Source organism: Asaia sp. A2 (assembly GCF_057319415.1).
The window spans coordinates 51,135-67,080 of the sequence record NZ_JBXWTO010000008.1; the positions used below are offsets into that span (position 1 = coordinate 51,135).

14 protein-coding genes are annotated in these 15,946 nt (G+C 59.5%); 6 read left to right on the top strand and 8 right to left on the bottom strand.

Annotated features, from left to right (window positions below; translation table 11 throughout):
* Positions 1-45: 45 nt before the first annotated feature.
* Together ACWNRM_RS08535 and ACWNRM_RS08540 are read right to left on the bottom strand one after the other, a co-directional pair.
* On the bottom strand, positions 46-1,086 hold the full coding sequence (locus ACWNRM_RS08535) for an alpha-E domain-containing protein (RefSeq protein WP_485170442.1): 1,041 nt from the start codon (positions 1,084-1,086) through the stop codon (positions 46-48).
* Positions 1,083-2,549, bottom strand: coding sequence for a circularly permuted type 2 ATP-grasp protein (locus ACWNRM_RS08540; protein WP_485170441.1), 1,467 nt, complete (start codon positions 2,547-2,549; stop codon positions 1,083-1,085). Before ACWNRM_RS08540 ends, ACWNRM_RS08535 begins: the two co-directional genes overlap by 4 nt.
* A gap of 324 nt (positions 2,550-2,873) precedes the next feature.
* Here ACWNRM_RS08540 and ACWNRM_RS08545 point away from each other — a divergent pair, with 324 nt between their 5' ends.
* Positions 2,874-3,716: a transglutaminase family protein gene (locus ACWNRM_RS08545; protein ID WP_485170440.1), complete on the top strand. Its 843-nt coding sequence runs from the start codon at positions 2,874-2,876 to the stop codon at positions 3,714-3,716.
* A 76-nt stretch (positions 3,717-3,792) separates the two neighbouring features.
* Positions 3,793-4,944: a zinc-binding metallopeptidase family protein gene (locus ACWNRM_RS08550; protein ID WP_485170439.1), complete on the top strand. Its 1,152-nt coding sequence runs from the start codon at positions 3,793-3,795 to the stop codon at positions 4,942-4,944.
* Here the strand turns inward: ACWNRM_RS08550 and ACWNRM_RS08555 are convergent.
* Both ACWNRM_RS08555 and folD read right to left on the bottom strand, forming a co-directional pair.
* Positions 4,913-5,659, bottom strand: a complete 747-nt coding sequence (locus tag ACWNRM_RS08555) for a methylenetetrahydrofolate reductase (protein WP_485170438.1) — start codon at positions 5,657-5,659, stop codon at positions 4,913-4,915. The genes ACWNRM_RS08550 and ACWNRM_RS08555 overlap by 32 nt on opposite strands.
* Positions 5,656-6,579 carry a bifunctional methylenetetrahydrofolate dehydrogenase/methenyltetrahydrofolate cyclohydrolase FolD gene (gene folD, locus ACWNRM_RS08560; protein ID WP_122038546.1) on the bottom strand — a complete coding sequence of 308 codons (924 nt, stop codon included), beginning with the start codon at positions 6,577-6,579 and terminating at the stop codon, positions 5,656-5,658. Before folD ends, ACWNRM_RS08555 begins: the two co-directional genes overlap by 4 nt.
* A gap of 77 nt (positions 6,580-6,656) precedes the next feature.
* Between folD and ACWNRM_RS08565 the strand changes: the two genes are divergently transcribed.
* Complete coding sequence (locus ACWNRM_RS08565; protein WP_485170437.1) at positions 6,657-7,703, top strand: threonine aldolase family protein; 1,047 nt, start codon at positions 6,657-6,659, stop codon at positions 7,701-7,703.
* Positions 7,704-7,786: 83 nt separating this feature from the next.
* On the opposite strand, the gene ACWNRM_RS08570 is transcribed toward ACWNRM_RS08565, so the two are convergent.
* On the bottom strand, positions 7,787-9,055 hold the full coding sequence (locus ACWNRM_RS08570) for an outer membrane beta-barrel protein (protein ID WP_485170436.1): 1,269 nt from the start codon (positions 9,053-9,055) through the stop codon (positions 7,787-7,789).
* Positions 9,056-9,502: 447 nt separating this feature from the next.
* On the opposite strand from ACWNRM_RS08570, the gene ACWNRM_RS08575 reads away from it, so the two are divergent.
* From ACWNRM_RS08575 to ACWNRM_RS08585, 3 genes are all read left to right on the top strand, one after another.
* Complete coding sequence (locus ACWNRM_RS08575) at positions 9,503-9,832, top strand: GDSL-type esterase/lipase family protein (protein WP_485170435.1); 330 nt, start codon at positions 9,503-9,505, stop codon at positions 9,830-9,832.
* Positions 9,833-9,835: 3 nt separating this feature from the next.
* Positions 9,836-10,165 (top strand): SGNH/GDSL hydrolase family protein, encoded by a 330-nt coding sequence (locus ACWNRM_RS08580; protein WP_485170434.1) that lies wholly within the window; start codon positions 9,836-9,838, stop codon positions 10,163-10,165.
* Between the two features lie 148 nt (positions 10,166-10,313).
* Positions 10,314-12,584, top strand: coding sequence for a TonB-dependent siderophore receptor (locus ACWNRM_RS08585; protein ID WP_485170433.1), 2,271 nt, complete (start codon positions 10,314-10,316; stop codon positions 12,582-12,584).
* Between the two features lie 101 nt (positions 12,585-12,685).
* Here the strand turns inward: ACWNRM_RS08585 and ACWNRM_RS08590 are convergent, their stop codons facing one another.
* From ACWNRM_RS08590 to ACWNRM_RS08600, 3 genes are all read right to left on the bottom strand, one after another.
* Positions 12,686-13,630 carry a nucleoside hydrolase gene (locus tag ACWNRM_RS08590; RefSeq protein ID WP_485170432.1) on the bottom strand — a complete coding sequence of 315 codons (945 nt, stop codon included), beginning with the start codon at positions 13,628-13,630 and terminating at the stop codon, positions 12,686-12,688.
* 4 nt (positions 13,631-13,634) lie between these two features.
* Positions 13,635-13,898, bottom strand: a complete 264-nt coding sequence (locus ACWNRM_RS08595) for a DUF3297 family protein (protein ID WP_023979699.1) — start codon at positions 13,896-13,898, stop codon at positions 13,635-13,637.
* A 177-nt stretch (positions 13,899-14,075) separates the two neighbouring features.
* Positions 14,076-15,572, bottom strand: coding sequence for a CoA-acylating methylmalonate-semialdehyde dehydrogenase (locus tag ACWNRM_RS08600; protein ID WP_485170431.1), 1,497 nt, complete (start codon positions 15,570-15,572; stop codon positions 14,076-14,078).
* Between the last annotated feature and the right edge of the window lie 374 nt (positions 15,573-15,946).

Sequence of the window (15,946 nt, forward strand, 5' to 3'; positions counted from 1 at the left end):
ACCGGGGGGACTTAACGCCCGCCCGGTACGATCTCCTTGTTGGTTTTACGCCTGACCCTGAAACTGGCTGAAGCCTCCGGCATCAAACGCCTTGGGCGGTGCCCAGTAGGCGGCGGCCAGTTCGTTCTGGCAGGTTTCGATCTGTTCCTGAATCCAGTGCATACATTCATGCAGTCCACGAATGATGATTTCCTCGGCTGTCTGGTCATCCAGCATGGCCCGCAACTCGCCAAGGCGTTCCTGCACCGCCGAGCTTTGCTTGCGCAGGTTATAATGTGTGGCGAGGGCACCCAGAACAGAGTCGGCGTGACGCAGGTTAAGTGCGAGAGAACGCGGAAACCCCTCATTCTTGAGCAGGAAACCGACCACATTGGCAGGCGTGGTGGTCACCGGTTTGAGACGACGAAAAGCATGATAGGCAGCAGCCGAGCGCAGCACGGCCGCCCATTGTGTCATGTCGATTTCCGACCCCACCTCGGCAGCATCGGGCAGGAGCGTATGATAGCGTGTGTCGATCAGTCGTGTGATCTGGTCACTGCGCTCCAGATGCCGACCCAGCAGATAGAACAGCCAGGCCTGATCGCGATAGAGCGTCCCTTCCGTCACACCGGCATGAGACTGGCACTCCTGCTTGATGCGGTTGCACAGGGCCGAAAGCCCTGTGCGTCGTATGTCGCCGGGCGTGAGGTCCAGCATCCAGCGCGTGAACACATTGAGCTGCATCCACATCTCGGTCGAGATAAGGGGGCGTGCAGAGCGGGCGTTTTCGCGCACGGCGTGGGCCATGGCCCGGATTGAACTCGGGTTGGAGCAATCCGTGATGTAAAAGCACAGATAATCCTCCTCCCTCGCGGCAGGATAGAGGGTGCGAAACCGCTCTTCGTCGCTGTTGATCTGGACGATTGACTCCCATACCGGGCGGCCGTCGGCACCACGCACGAAAGCTTCGGTCACCTCAAGCACGCGGGCGAGGTTTTCGATGCGCTCCATATAGCGTGCCAGCCACATCATGTTCTCGGCATAGCGCGAGAGCAGGGTGTTCAGGTCGGGTTGTATGCCTGCGACATAGAGGTTGAAGCGGCTCATGCTGACATCACCCACGTATCCTTCGACCCACCACCCTGCGATGAATTCACCACCAGAGACCCCTTTCGCAACGCGACGCGGGACAGTCCGCCAGGCAGAACCCAGGTGGATTGCCCTGTCACCGCGAAGGGACGCAGATCGACGTGACGCCCCTCCACACCGGCGGGGCAGAGCGTCGGCACGACGGAAAGATCGATGACGGGCTGGCTGATGTAATTGGCCGGATTTTCAATCAGCTTCTCGCGAAAGGCCTCAAGCTCGCTTTCAGTCGCATGGGGTCCGATGATGAGACCATAGCCTCCGGAATCGCCGACAGGCTTCACCACGAGATTGGCGAGATTATCGAGCGTGTAGGCAAGGCCTTCGGGCTCAGCACAAATGTGGGTCTCCACACTGTCGAGGATAGGGTCCTCGTCGAGATAGTAGCGAATGATGCGGGGCATATAGGCGTAAATGGCCTTGTCATCGGCCACCCCGGTGCCCAGCGCATTGGCGAGGGTCACGTTGCCACGACAATAGGCCTCGACGAGGCCCGGAACACCCAGCAGGCTCTTTGGATTGAAAGCCAGTGGATCAAGGAACGCGTCGTCGATACGGCGGTAGATCGAGTGGACAGGGCGCAATCCGGCAACGGTGCGCATGAAGACATGATGATCTTCAACTACCAGGTCGCGCCCCTCGACGAGCGGCACACCCATCTCACGGGCCAGAAACACGTGCTCGAAATAGGCGGAATTATACATGCCCGGCGAAAGCAGAACCACTTGCGGGTCTGTCACGCCCTTGGGGGCTACATCGCATAGGGCGCGATGCAGCCTGACGCCATAATCCTCGACAGAGCGGAGCTTGATGCCCGAGGCCAGATCAGGCAGCAGGCGCAGCATCATGTGGCGGTTTTCGATGACGTAGGAGACCCCGGAAGGGGTGCGTGCATTGTCTTCAAGCACGAGGAAGCGCCCTGAGCGGTCGCGTATGAGGTCAGTGCCGTTGATGTGGACATACACACCGCCCGGCACGTCCACCCCGATCATCGCCTCGCAGTAATTGGCGTTCTTGAGCACGAGATCGGCAGGGACGATGCCATCATCCAGAATACGGCGCTCGTGATAGATGTCCCACAGGAAGAGATTGATGGCCTTGACGCGCTGCTGCACGCCCTTCTCGACAAATGCCCATTCCTCAGCCGTGAGCAGGCGGGGGATCATGTCGAAAGGCAGGATACGATCGATGGCCTCACGTTCGGTGTAGACCGTAAAGGTGATACCCAGACGCCAGAGCAGGTTTTCTGCGTCAGTCGTTCGCTCGCGCAGGTCGGTAAGGGTGAGATGGGCCAGACGTTCCTGCACCTTCTGCAGGGCTTCGGGCAGTTCGCTGCCCCGGTTCATCAGCTCGCAGTAAAAGGCGGGTGTGTCATAGGTCGAAAAAATACCGGCTTCATGGATGGGCGAGGCGTCGAGCGCCATATTTTCTCACCTTCTTGTTGGGGAGGGTCTGGTGTATCCTGAACCGAAACGTTACGGTTGTTTATTAAACTACCAAAATTCGTGACTTGCCAAGCGCTAAAAGAAAGGCTGTTCCGGGCGGGTTCGCCGGTTTATTGCTGTCAAACAGAATATCGGCCCAATGGTTGCAAGGCGCTGCCTGAACCGGCAGCGGGCGGCAGGGGGGCAGGCCTCATGGAGGGGGCACGATGGTCCCTGAAGCGCCTCATCGGGGCAGGCAGGAGACATGCAGGGAAGGCGCAGGCAAGGGAGTGTCATGAAACCAGGCCCAGCGGGGCGCGCGGGATGAGCCGGCCAGTGCTGCTCAATCATCGCACGTCCTATCGTTACGACCGGATGGTGTCGCTTGGCCCGCAGACAATCCGTTTGCGGCCGCCATCGCGCACGCGCAATGCGATCATGACCTATGCGCTTTCCATAGGACCGGATCATGCCGGACTGGTCTGGCATCACGACAGACATGGCAACATGGTCTCCGAGGTGCGTTTCTCCGATCGCATGTCGCAATTCGTGGTTGATGTGAGCATGATTGTCGATCTCGCCCCCTATGATCCGCTGGACATGGGCGTGAGATCGTCTGACGGCGAAACGGCGCTCGATCAGGCCTATCGCCGCCCCGTGACGGAGGATTCGGTGCTGGTCCCGTTTCTGTCTGCCGAAGACGCATCGCCGATCGGGAGCCCTCTCGAACGCCTGTCCAGGCTGGCGCGTCGCATCGCGACCAGGCTGCACTACATGCGTCGCATGGAACCGGGTGTCTGGACGCCTCAGGAAACTCTGAAACGCGAGGCTGGGTCATGCCGTGACAGCGCGTGGCTGCTGATCGCCCTGGCCCGTCATATGGGCTACGCAGCACGTTTCGTCTCGGGCTATCTTATCGAGCCCTCTGCCCTTCAGGCTGATCCGGACCGCCTGACCTGTGACCTGCATGCCTGGGCCGAAATTCTGGTGCCGGAGCATGGCTGGGTGGGGTTCGACACCACATCGGGTCTGATCGCAGCGCAGAACCATATCCCGCTGGCCGCTTCGGATACGCCTGATGCCGCCGCACCGATCTCAGGGTTGCTGGATCAGTGTCAGGCGGAATTCGATGTGATGATGCAGGCGCATTTTCTGCATCGGGCGTAGCCCAATGACGGGAGAGGCGGGAACCAAAGCCGTCACGCGCAGTTCCGGGTCATAACCTCATCGGGATGATCAGATCGTGAAGCTTTTTTCGTGCGAATGCTGCGCTCAGCCGCTCTTTTTTGAAAATACGAGATGCGAGTCATGCCATCACGAAGTGGGGTATCTGCACAAGCTGGCCGATCTGACAGCGGTCAATCCCGCCGAGGCGCCCGGAAAATGGTATCCGATGGAGCCAGGTCTGGAGGATCAGGTGCATGTCTATTGCGCCAACCATCAGTACGACGCCTGCAACTGGCTGCTCGGCCCGCAGGAAGCGGCCGACGGCCCGTATTGCTACGCCTGCCAGTTCAATCGTATGATTCCTGATCTGTCAGACCCGCGTAATTGGGAGCGTTGGCGCAAGATCGAGGTCGCCAAGCATCGCCTTTTTCACGCGCTGATCCGGCTCGACCTGCCAATGGTTAACCGGCAACAGGACCCTGTGAACGGTCTGGCTTTCGATTTTCTGGATGATGCGCCCGATGGTTCGGCTCCTGTGATGACGGGTCATGATAACGGGTTGATCACCCTAGCCGTGCGAGAAGCTGATGACGATCAGCGCGAGCGCATGCGCGTGGAGATGGGTGAATACTACCGTACTCTGCTCGGGCATTTCAGGCATGAAATCGGGCATTATTTCTGGAACGTTCTGATACGCGATGGGGGGAGGCTGGAGCGTTGCCGCGCCGTATTCGGCGATGACCGGCAGGATTACCAGGAAGCCCTCAAGGCGCATTACGACAAGCCGCCTTCGGAAGACTGGCGCGAGACGCATGTAAGCGTCTATGCCGCCTCTCACCCATGGGAGGATTTCGCCGAGACCTGGGCGCATTATCTGCACATTGTCTCGACGCTGGAAACGGCATGGCTTTATGGCATTGCCATTGCCCCGCAGACACCTCAGGCAGCGCAATACTCAACCCCGGCAATCAGCGGCAATCCCTACCGTTCTTTGGGCTTCGATGAGATCATGAATGCGTGGGTGCCACTTAGTATGGCGGTGAACAGCCTCAATCGCTCAATGGGCCTTCAGGACTTCTATCCGTTTGTCCTGACGGGGGCGATCAGGCAGAAACTGGCTTTCATCCATGATGTCATTCGCGAAACGCAGCAAAGCCGTGACGCGCAGCGACAGGATCAACCGGTGCGCGCCGCCGTCACGATGTCAGAAGGTCACGCAGCGGAGTAAGGTAATCTGCCAGCGGCACGCGCAAGGGCATGAGGTAGGCGCTCTCGCCGCGTGCACGCACCGCTTCAAGTATTGTCCGCGCGAAAGCAATATTGGCGTCGAGCTTCGGTTCAAAATCCGAAGGGAAGACCACATGATTAACGCGCTCCCAATAGGCGCGTGATTTGGGGCCAATCACAGGTGAGAGCCCCCAGAATACCTGGTCATTCTCCAGCCACGAGGCACACAGATCGAACAGCCTCCGGTCAAAAAGGGGCTGGGTGAAGAACCCCGCAGCACCGGCATCGCGTTTCTGCTGGATCGTCTCCAGTTCCTGCCAGGGGGCGCGGCGATACGGATCGAAGGCCGCATAGACCGTAAGGTGAGGGGCCTCACGCCGATATCGTGCGATGATGTCAGCGCTGCTGTTAGGCCAGATCCGATGCGTCGAATCCGGGGGCGGATCGCCCGCAATGACGAGGATTTCGCGCAGTCCTTCCTGCTCTGCACAGGGCAGGGGTGCATTGGGGTCGATATCGATGGCGCGGATGTGCGGGATGGCTGCATAGCCCTGACCCTGCGCCAGCGCTGCCCCTTCCCATGAGCGCAGGGGCAGGCGCAGAAGGTCAGGCAGGTTGATGGTCGATACGTCCGGCGCGATCTGCCTTACCGTGGCCAGATCCTCAATCAGGCTTTGCGTGTCGCGCGGGATCAGCTCGATGGCGATACGGCTCATGGGGTCTGTTCGCTCCGACCCGTGCCGTCCTGTCCATTTTCCAGAATCTGGCGTGCTGCCTGCAGGGTGTTGTGCAGCAGGCAGGCAATGGTCATGGGACCAACGCCACCGGGCACCGGTGTGATATGGCCAGCGATGGGGGCGGCCTCGTCAAAGGCGACATCACCCACCAGACGTGTCTTGCCGTCCGGCAGAGCGATGCGTGTGATGCCAACGTCGATGACTGTCGCGCCCGGCTTGATCCAGTCGCCACGCACCAGCCCGTTCTTGCCCGTTGCGACCACAAGGATATCCCCCTCGCGGGCCAGTGCCCTCGCATCCTTTGTGTCGATATGACCGACCGATACCGTGCAGCCTTCCTTGAGCAGCAGCTGCGCCATGGGTTTACCCACCAGATTGGACGCCCCGATGATGACGGCATGAAGCCCGCGCAGCGCGGGCAGCGTCTCCTTGAGCAGGATGAGACACCCCAGAGGCGTGCAGGGCACCAGCCCGTCGATGCCCAGGCTCAATCTGCCGGCATTGACCTCGCCCAGACCATCCACATCCTTGTGGGGGGCAATGGCATTGGTCACCAGAATCGGGTCGATCTGCTTCGGCAGGGGAAGCTGGACCAGGATACCGTGGATCTGGGGATCGGCGTTGAGGCGGGCAATCAGTTCCAGCAACTCATCCTGCGACGTCGTCTCGGGCAGCATGTGCATGAATGAGCGCATACCGGCACGATGGGTCTGGATGGCCTTGTTGCGGACATAGACCTCACTTGCAGGGTCATCGCCGACCAGCACGACAGCCAGACCCGGAATCTTGCCGGTGCGCTCGCGCAGGGTTTCGGCCTCGGCCTTGACGCGATCCGTCAGGCGACGTGCGATGGCCTTGCCGTCGATGAGCTTTTCTGAAAGCGCCGGATCGTGTTTCATGGCTGCAATTCCTGTAGCAGGGCGATCGACACGGGCAGCACCCGGATGATGGCCTCAGAGACGAGTGAGGAACGGACGTGACCGAGGCAATACGCAAGAACTTCGCAAGTGACAACATCGCGCCAGTCTGCCCCGAGGTGATGAATGCTCTCATACGCGTCAATGAGGGGGCAGCGCCGTCTTATGGAGAGGATTCCGAGACTGAAAGACTGACGGCGCTCATGCGCGAGGCTTTCGATCATCCGGTCTGGGTCTTTCCCGTGGCCACGGGTACGGCCGCCAACAGCCTTGCGCTGTCCGCGTCCACCGCGCCTTTTGGTGCCGTGATCTGCGACCAGAGCGCCCATATTGCCAATGATGAGGGCGGGGCGCCAGAGTTCTTCATGCATGGGGCAAGGCTGATGCCCCTGCCTTCGCCTGACGGGCGCATGGATTCTGCCGCCCTCGACCGGGCCCTGGTGACCAATGTTGGGGGCGGGGTCCATACAAGCCCGATCCAGACGCTTTCGCTGACACAGAGCACGGAATGGGGCACGGTCTATTCTCTCGATCACCTTGCAGCCCTGACGTCACGCGCCAGAGAGTCCGATCTTGCCACGCATCTGGACGGCGCCCGTCTGGGCAATGCCATTGCCGCACTCAATTGCACACCTGCCGATATGACCTGGAAGGCCGGGTTCGACATGGTGAGCTTCGGCGGCACAAAGAATGGCGGCATGGCGTCAGAGGCTGTGCTGATCTTCAAGGAAGAGCTGGCGAGAAATTTTGCCCGGCGTATCAAACGTGGCGGGCATCTCTGGTCGAAGCAGCGCTACCTGAGCGCACAGCTTGCGGCATTGGTGGAAAATGACCTTTGGCTGCGCCACGCCCTGCATGCCAACACCATGGCTCAGCGCCTCGCTCATGGGCTGCGCCGCCATCCTGCGGCGTCCCTGCCTTTCGAGGTGCAGAGCAACGAGGTGTTTGTCGTGCTGCCCGAACGCAGCGTGGTCGCGCTGGAGGCTCAAGGCTTTGGGTTCTATCGCTGGACAACGCCGCCGGGCATCGACGGGGTACTGATACGTCTCGTGACCTGCTGGGCGACTGAAGCACGGGATGTGGATTACCTGCTCGAAGCGCTTTGATCCGGTGCTTTGACCAAGCATGAGAAAGGGGCGTCCGGCCATGCCGGACGCCCCTTTCTTTTTATACGTTTCGTCAAGCGTTATCAGAAACCGATCATCGCATCGCCACCAAAGGTGAACATGCCGGTATTGCGACCATCGTTGAATGGAGACGTGCCGTTGAGCGAGCGATCAAAGCGAATCTCGGGGCGCAGGGCAAAAACGCGAATGCCGTGCCCAAGGTCAGGACGGTAGGTGACGCCGAGTGTCAGGGCACCATAAGTGGTGGCGGGGGCCGTCTCGACTGGCGCGTAGCCGCCCAGAAAGGCGTTCATATAGGCCTGATTGTTCAGGAAGTTGACGACGAACATACCGCTGTTATCGCGATAGAGTTCACCGCGGTAGTTGAAGGTCAGGCTCGGTGTTATCTTGTAGGCAGCGAAGGTGACGACGCTCCAGGTTTCGGCGCGCAGACCGTCATCGTGCAGGAAATTGAACTCTCCCGTGAGGCTGAGCTTGTCATTGACCGTGTAGAATGCGGCAATGTCATTCCACCAGCGCTGCGCTGTGTTGGCACGGGGGCCAAGCGCCGCAACGGCATTTTCCGGGCCGACACGCGACAGTTCGTTGATGTTCAGTTTTCCATGAGCCAGGCCAATAAGATTGAACCCGAAATAGCCGGCCGCTGCATTGTTGTTGTCGTTGCGGCCCCACGTCGTCTGATTCCCTGTGTCGACGCCGAAATTGAAATCAAGCATCGGGGTGACATGCCAGTGGAACATGGCGCCGAGATGCTCGAAGGGTACGGAATACTGAGACGTATAGGCCAGAGAATAAAAAGGACGCAGTGTCGGATCCAGCACTTCGACGCCCATGGGGGCTGGCAGGATGCCGGCCTGCATGTCGATGCCACCCTTCGAGAAGATCGGGGCGTGCACATCCACATGGGCCTGCGCCGGAAGGAGCTGGTAGCGGTCGCTTGTCATTTTGTTCGACAGGCCGAGCAGGTGATAGTAGCGTGCGTCCGAGCCATAGAGCGCTTCGAGCATGAAGCCGATCTGGTATTCGGATTTGGCCGGATCAATGGCTTTTGAGAGCGTAAGGCTGATCTGGTTCAACTGAGCCTGATTCGCATGGTCGCCGAGAAAATTGCCGAAATTGATACCGTTATCAGGCCGGGCCGGATTGGCCATGATGCCGCCTTCGATCAGGCCGGACAGATTGACCCCCTGCAGCCAGGGGTTGGACGTGGTCTTGAACAGCGGAATGTCGGCAAGGGCCGATCCAGGGAGGATAGTTGTCACACCTGTAATCAGGGCGCCTGCAGAAATAGTCTTTAGAAAGCGACGTGTAAGGTTGCGAATCAGGTCCATAACCCATCCCTATAAAAAGACCCTCATGGGGTATTTCATTCTGCCGCAAGTTTATTTCGGTTTACTAATTGTATCAAGGAGGCAACATGATTTGTTGCGGATAGTGGTCTTGCAGCTGTGGTTTAGTGCGTGGTGTGGTTTCAACCAGATTTCAGCAAGGTTTTCGTATAGCCGGTTGTCGTATGGCGCCGGAGTTGACCCATGCAATCTCCGTGTGGTGGCCTGGGAAAGTCGGCGTGAGGTCTGAGTTGCACAGGAACACTTGCTGAAAGTAACCATTCTCGCTGTGTGTTTCTTGTCAAAGTATTAGCGAAACGACATTAAAAAGCGGGTGTGGCTTTTGCGCCTGAATCACGCTTCCGGTCTGGGTCGGGCCCGGAGTTTTGCAAAACATCCGAACGACGCGCATGGTGAGAGATGCCTGAACAAATGGCTTGGAGGCATGGCATGACCACCAGACATATACTCTGCTTTGGCGATTCACTGACCTGGGGCTGGAAGCCGGTGCCGGAGGGAACGCCCACCACGCGATACGAGCGTGATGAGCGCTGGACCGGTGTCATGGCGAAGGCTCTTGGCGACGGATTTCATGTGATCGAGGAGGGGCTGAGCGCCCGAACCACGACGGCACTCGACGCCAACGATCCGCGTCTGGACGGATCAGCCTATCTGCCTGCGGCGTTGGCCAGTCATATGCCGCTCGATCTTGTCATCATCATGCTTGGTACGAACGACGCCAAGAATGCCTACAGGCGAACCGCCCATGACATCGCGTAGGGTATGGCCAGGCTGGTCGGACAGGTGGCTGCCAGCACGGGTGGTGTCGGCACCGGCTACAAGGCGCCCGCACTGCTTGTTGTCGCACCGCCCTTGCCGGGTGACATACCCGGCCCCTGGCTCAGGGCGCAGTTCGACGGGGCTGTGCCGAAGATAGCGGCCCTTGCCACCCAGTATGGAGCGCTTGCGGGGGCAAGGGGCGCCGCGTTCCTCGACGCGGCCCAGTATATCACCACCGATGGCAGCGATGGCGTTCACTTTACGCCTGACAATAACCGCACGCTTGGCGAAGTCCTGGCTGGCAAGGTGAAAGACATCCTGCAAGTTGGTTAGGGCCTCACCGGCAGACATGTGCTCGATCACGCAAGGGTGATATTTAAGCCACATAGTGGGTAGGGAAAATTAACTTTCCTCAAACTTTCTTTGCGAATGACTCGCAATATCGCTATCTCTCTGCCGTTTTCTCACGGCAGGACATTTTATGCGCGCTGAATTTACCCGCTCGGGTCTGGCAATGTGTGTTTCCCTCATGGCGCTGATGACTGGCAGCGCCCATGCGCAGACACAGCAATCCCCCAGCAAAAGCGAGACTGGAACGGTCAGGACGCGCAGTGCCTCGTCTGGGGCAGTTCAGAACGCGGCAGTTTCGGGCCCGACGGGCTCTCACGCTACGTCGTCTGCCCATGCGGCCCTGGCTGCTTCTCATCCAAAGGCTGAGGAGCTTGTGGTGCGTGGTCAGAAAGGCGCAACCATCGCCTCATCAGCGACCAAATCGAGCACACCGCTCATCGAGACGGCGCAATCCGTAACGGTGGTCACCCGCAATGAAATGGACATTCGTGGCGTACTGACGCTTAACCAAGCCGTACGCTATGCGGCAGGCATCACGCCTGATCTGCGTGGTGGGGTTGGTACGCGTTATGACCTGTTCCAGCTGCGTGGGTTCACCATTCCCGAGTTTCTCGACGGGCTGCGTTTGCAGGACAGCCCGACCGGCTATGCAATTGCGCAGATCGATACGTCGCGTCTTGAGCGCCTGGAGATCCTGAAAGGCCCGGCTTCGGCGCTTTACGGCCAGTCCAGCCCCGGTGGTCTCGTCGCCCTGTCCAGCAAGCTGCCGACCGATCGCGCCTCTTACGGTTCGGTCAACGCCACGGGCGGCATGTTCGATCTGTATCGTGTCGACGCCGATATGGGTGGCTTTGCTACCAAGGATGGGTCCATCCGCTATCGCCTGTACGGCACGGTCAATGGTCAGCACACCCAGCTGTCACGCACCGGCAGTCGCCGCTTCTCAATCAGCCCTTCGGTCACCTTCGGCGGTAACGGGCCGGATACCTTTACCCTGCTTGGCAATTACCAGTACGATCCCGAGGCCGGCACCTATGGCGGTGTACCGCTGCAAGGCTCGCTCAAGCCTGCGCCTTTTGGCGGCTATCTGCCCCGCAATTTCTACGATGGCGATGCACGCTTCGAGAAATTCAATCGCAAGCATGGCGGCATCACCTATATCTATAATCACCGGTTTGACAGCGACTGGAATTTCTCGACACGCGGCCGCTATGACGACATCAAGACGCAATATCGCAGCGTCTATAATGCGGGATACTGGGACAGCGACAGCATGCTGCCGCGCTATGGGTTTGGCACCACCGAGCATACGCGTAATCTGGCATTTGACAGCAATGTGCATGGCAAGCTGCGCACGGGGCCGTTCACGCATATGATCATGGCGGGTTTCGACTATCAGCAGCAATGGGCCAATGAAACGGCCGGGCAGAGTGCGGCCCCGGATCTGAATGTCTTCGCCCCGAATTATGATATGGGCATCGATCCGCTCGAAACCTATGCGCGCTACAAGGTGAATTCGCATCAGATCGGCGTTTACGGGCAGGATGAGATTCACTGGGGCGGTCTGGTGCTGACGGGCAGCATTCGCAATGACTGGTTCCGCTCGCGCCAGATCGAGTATTACTCGGCGTCGAATTCAAAGCAGAGCCCAAGCCAGATTACGTGGCGTGCAGGCGGCCTTTATCACTTCAAGTTCGGCCTTGCGCCCTATATCAGCTACGCTACCTCGTTCCAGCCCCAGACTGGCGTGGTGCTGGAAAGCAGTGGCGCGACGCATCAGGCCAATCCATCCATCGGCAAACAGCTAGAGGGCGGTCTGAAATATCAGCTGCCGGGCACGCCCATCCTGCTGACGGCCGCAGGCTTCCATATCGAGCAGACCAATGTGCTGGTTTCTATTCCGAATACGATCTACAACACCCAGCAGGGGCTGGTACATTCAGACGGTTTCGAATTCGAAGCGCATATCGACAACTGGCACAATCTGATGGTCGAAGCCGCTGTCAGCGTGCAGCGCGTACATGATGACTCCACCGGCAAGCCGCTTATTCAGTCTGGCCGTGGCAATGCGTCGCTGTTTGGATTCTACACCATTCCCAAGGGCCGCTTCAAATCACTCGGTCTTGGTGCAGGCATGCGCTATTCCGCCTCGGCCTATGGCGGTGAAGCCAGCTATGGCAGCGTGAAGGTACCGCAATATGCGCTGTTCGATGCCTCGCTGCGTTATGATCTGGCGAACGTCTCGAAATCGCTCAAGGGTTGGACAGTCGGTGCCAGCGTACGCAATCTGTTCGACAAGAACTACGTGACCAACTGTCTGGCCTATGCGTCTTACGGGCAGGAGTTCTGCTATTACGGCGAGCGCCGCAACGCGCAGGGCACAATCGGTTTCGCCTGGTGAAAAGCGCAATAACGGGCCGTTAGACGGTCCGGTTGTTCACATGAAAAACCCCGGAGCGCTCCTGCACTCCGGGGTTTTCTGATGGTCGGGGTGTCGTCTGTTCAGGGCAGACGCGACAGGCGCTCCGTCAGCACCTGATAAAATCCGTCTGAATCCACATCGCGCATATAGAGCGCATTGGCGGGGCGTCCCGTCACGCTCCAGTAATCGACAACAGTCTGACCGGATGAGAGCGCACTTTGTATCTCGACCTCGACATTGACGAGGCGGCCCTGAAACAGATCGGGGCGCAGCAGCCACATGATCGTGCAGGGGTCATGCAACGGCGCGCCGGGCCAGCCATATTTTTCGAGATCGAAGCGCTCTGAAAAGCCGAGCATACCGCCCACACAGCGCCCGGCCTCATTGCCGATGGCGCGGATGCGCCCAAGTCGGGAAGGGGTCGTCAGCACCTGATGGGTAATATCGAGCGGGAGCATGACCACCGGCACACCAGAGCCCAGAACAATGGCTGCGGCTTCCGGGTCGACATAGGCATTGAATTCGGCATTGGGGGTGATGTTCCCCCCTTCAAAACAGGCGCCCAGCATGGACACAACGCGGTTGATACGCGGTGTGATATCGGGAGCCTTCTGCAACGCTGTCGCCAGATTGGTCATCGGGCCCAGTGTTACGATGGTCAGGCTGCCTTCCGGCTCGCGACGCAGCGTTTCGATCAGGAAATCCACCGCATGGGGTGAGTCAGCCTGTTTTGTCGGTACAGGCAGGTCTGCGCCATCCAGCCCGCTCTCGCCATGCACATGATCGGCCCGGACGGGAGGGCGCTTCATGGGCAGGTCGCATCCGCTATGCAGCGGAATATCAGTGCGGCCGGCGAGTTCGAGAATGGCAGCGGCATTGCGTGTGGTGTTGGCAATGCCGCTATTGCCGCCCACCGTCAGGATCGCCTCGACCGTAATGTCCTCGGGCGAGGCCAGCGCCAGAAGTATGGCAACGGCATCGTCCTGTCCGGGGTCGGTATCGATAATGATCCGTGTGGGCGTCATGGGTTTACTCCTTGCCAGCTTCCTCGGCTTCGGGGCCCTTGATCCAGGCTTCCACCGTGCCGGAAACCTTGATGGTCATCGGGTTGCCCTTGCGGTCGAGCGTCTTGCCGACAGCCAGACGCACCCAGCCCTCGCTGATGCAGTATTCCTGCACATTGGTACGTTCTTCGCCATTGAAGCGGATGCCGATGCCCTTTTCGAGCAGGGCCTCGTCATAGAACGGGCTGCCCGGTGTGGCGCTCAGACGGTCTGGCATGGTGTCGCTCATGGGAATTCCTCCGGTTTGGCGCGTGTTCCAGTTCTTGTCATGGGACATAGCCCGAGTTCCGGCTCGCGCAAAGCGCCGGAACGCAAAACGGGCGCGGGGGTGTGCACCCTCGCGCCCGTTTGCGGCTGTTTTAGGGCCTGAGGGTTTGCTGCCTCAGGCTGTTTTCAGGCGTTCGGCTCAGCCAAGCGTGGGCATGACGAAATCCGCACCCTGACGGATGCCTGTCGGCCAGCGCGAGGTGACAGCCTTGTACTTGGTGAAGAAGCGCACACCCTCGGCGCCATGCATGTGGTGATCGCCAAACAGCGAAGCCTTCCAGCCGCCGAAGGAATGGAACGCCATGGGTACCGGGATGGGTACGTTCACGCCGACCATGCCAGCCTGCACGCGATGGGTGAAGGCACGGGCGCTATCGCCATCACGGGTGAAGATGGCGGTGCCATTGCCGAATTCATGATCGTTGACCAGCTTCAGGGCGGTCTCGAAATCGGGCACGCGCACGACGGCCAGAACGGGGCCAAAGATCTCCTCGCGATAGAGGCGCATCTCCGGTGTCACATGATCGAACAGCGACCCGCCAAGGAAGAAGCCATCCGGGTTCTGCGTCGATTTGAAATCGCGGCCATCGACCAGCAGACTGGCACCTTCCTCGGCTCCGAGCGTGACGTAGGAAGCCACCTTGTCGCGATGGACTCTGGTGACCAGCGGGCCCATTTCGGTCGCGTCATCCGTGCCATTGCCAATTTTCAGCGCCTTGACCTTGGGGATCAGCTTGTCGACTAGCGCATCGGCCACAGGGCCAACAGCCACGGCCACGGAAATGGCCATGCAGCGTTCACCTGCCGAACCATAGGCCGCGCCCATCAGGGCATCGACGGTCTTGTCGAGGTCGCAATCGGGCATGATGACGGCATGGTTCTTGGCACCGCCCAGAGCCTGAACGCGCTTGCCGTGGGCTACGCCGGTCTCGTGGATGTAGCGGGCGATGGGGGTGGAGCCCACAAAGCTGATCGCCTGCACGTCCGGGTGCTTGAGCAGGGCATCCACGACGGTCTTGTCACCATGCACCACCTGGAACACGCCATCAGGCAGACCGGCCTCTTTCAGCAGATCGGCCAGAACGAGCGACGCGGAAGGGTCGCGCTCGGAAGGTTTGAGAATGAAGCAGTTACCGCAGGCGAGCGCCATCGGTGCCATCCAGAGCGGCACCATGACCGGAAAGTTGAAGGGCGTGATTCCTGCCACGACCCCGAGTGGCTGGCGCATCGACCAGGCATCGATGCCGCGTCCCACCTGTTCGGTAAATTCACCCTTGAGCAGTTCAGGGGCGCCGGTGGCAAATTCCACCACTTCCATGCCGCGCGTCACTTCGCCCAGCGCGTCCGACAGGACCTTGCCATGTTCCGAGGTGATGACCGCTGCCAGATCGCGGGCGTGCTTCTCGATCAGATCACGAAAGCGGAACAGCACACGGGCACGGGCCAGAGGGGTGGTTTGTGACCATGCGGGAAAGGCGGCTTTGGCGGCAGCAACGGCATCATCGACGTCGCGCGTGTCACCCAGAGCGAGCTGCGCCGTCACCTTGCCTGTGGCAGGGTTAAAAACCTCTCCGCGCTGGGCGCCGTGACCCTCGGTACGGGACCCGTTGATATAATGCTGAATCAGACTGCTCATGAACGTCTTCCTCTTCCTTGCGGCCTTGTGACGCGCCCCTGATGGACCCGCACCCCTCATCCGCCTTATAGCATCGGCCCCGCCACGCGAATTTCAACTCCCGCGTGAGGCCGCTCTCCTGACCTGTATGGAAATTAATATTCTCTTTTTGACATCATAAAAGAAAAATAATTCCATTTTCTGATGATCAGGGTCACGTTCCGGTGAGTGGTAGCCGGAGATGTGACGGGGGCATTGCGGCGGGAAGGTGCCCTCTGCCGCTCCGATAGATGGGCCTGCTGCAGCTTCGCCCGTCTCAGCGGTCTGCGGGATGACACTGCGCCTCAATGGTTAGAAAGCGACGTGGGCTCGGATCAGCTTGGCGGCTCACTTTA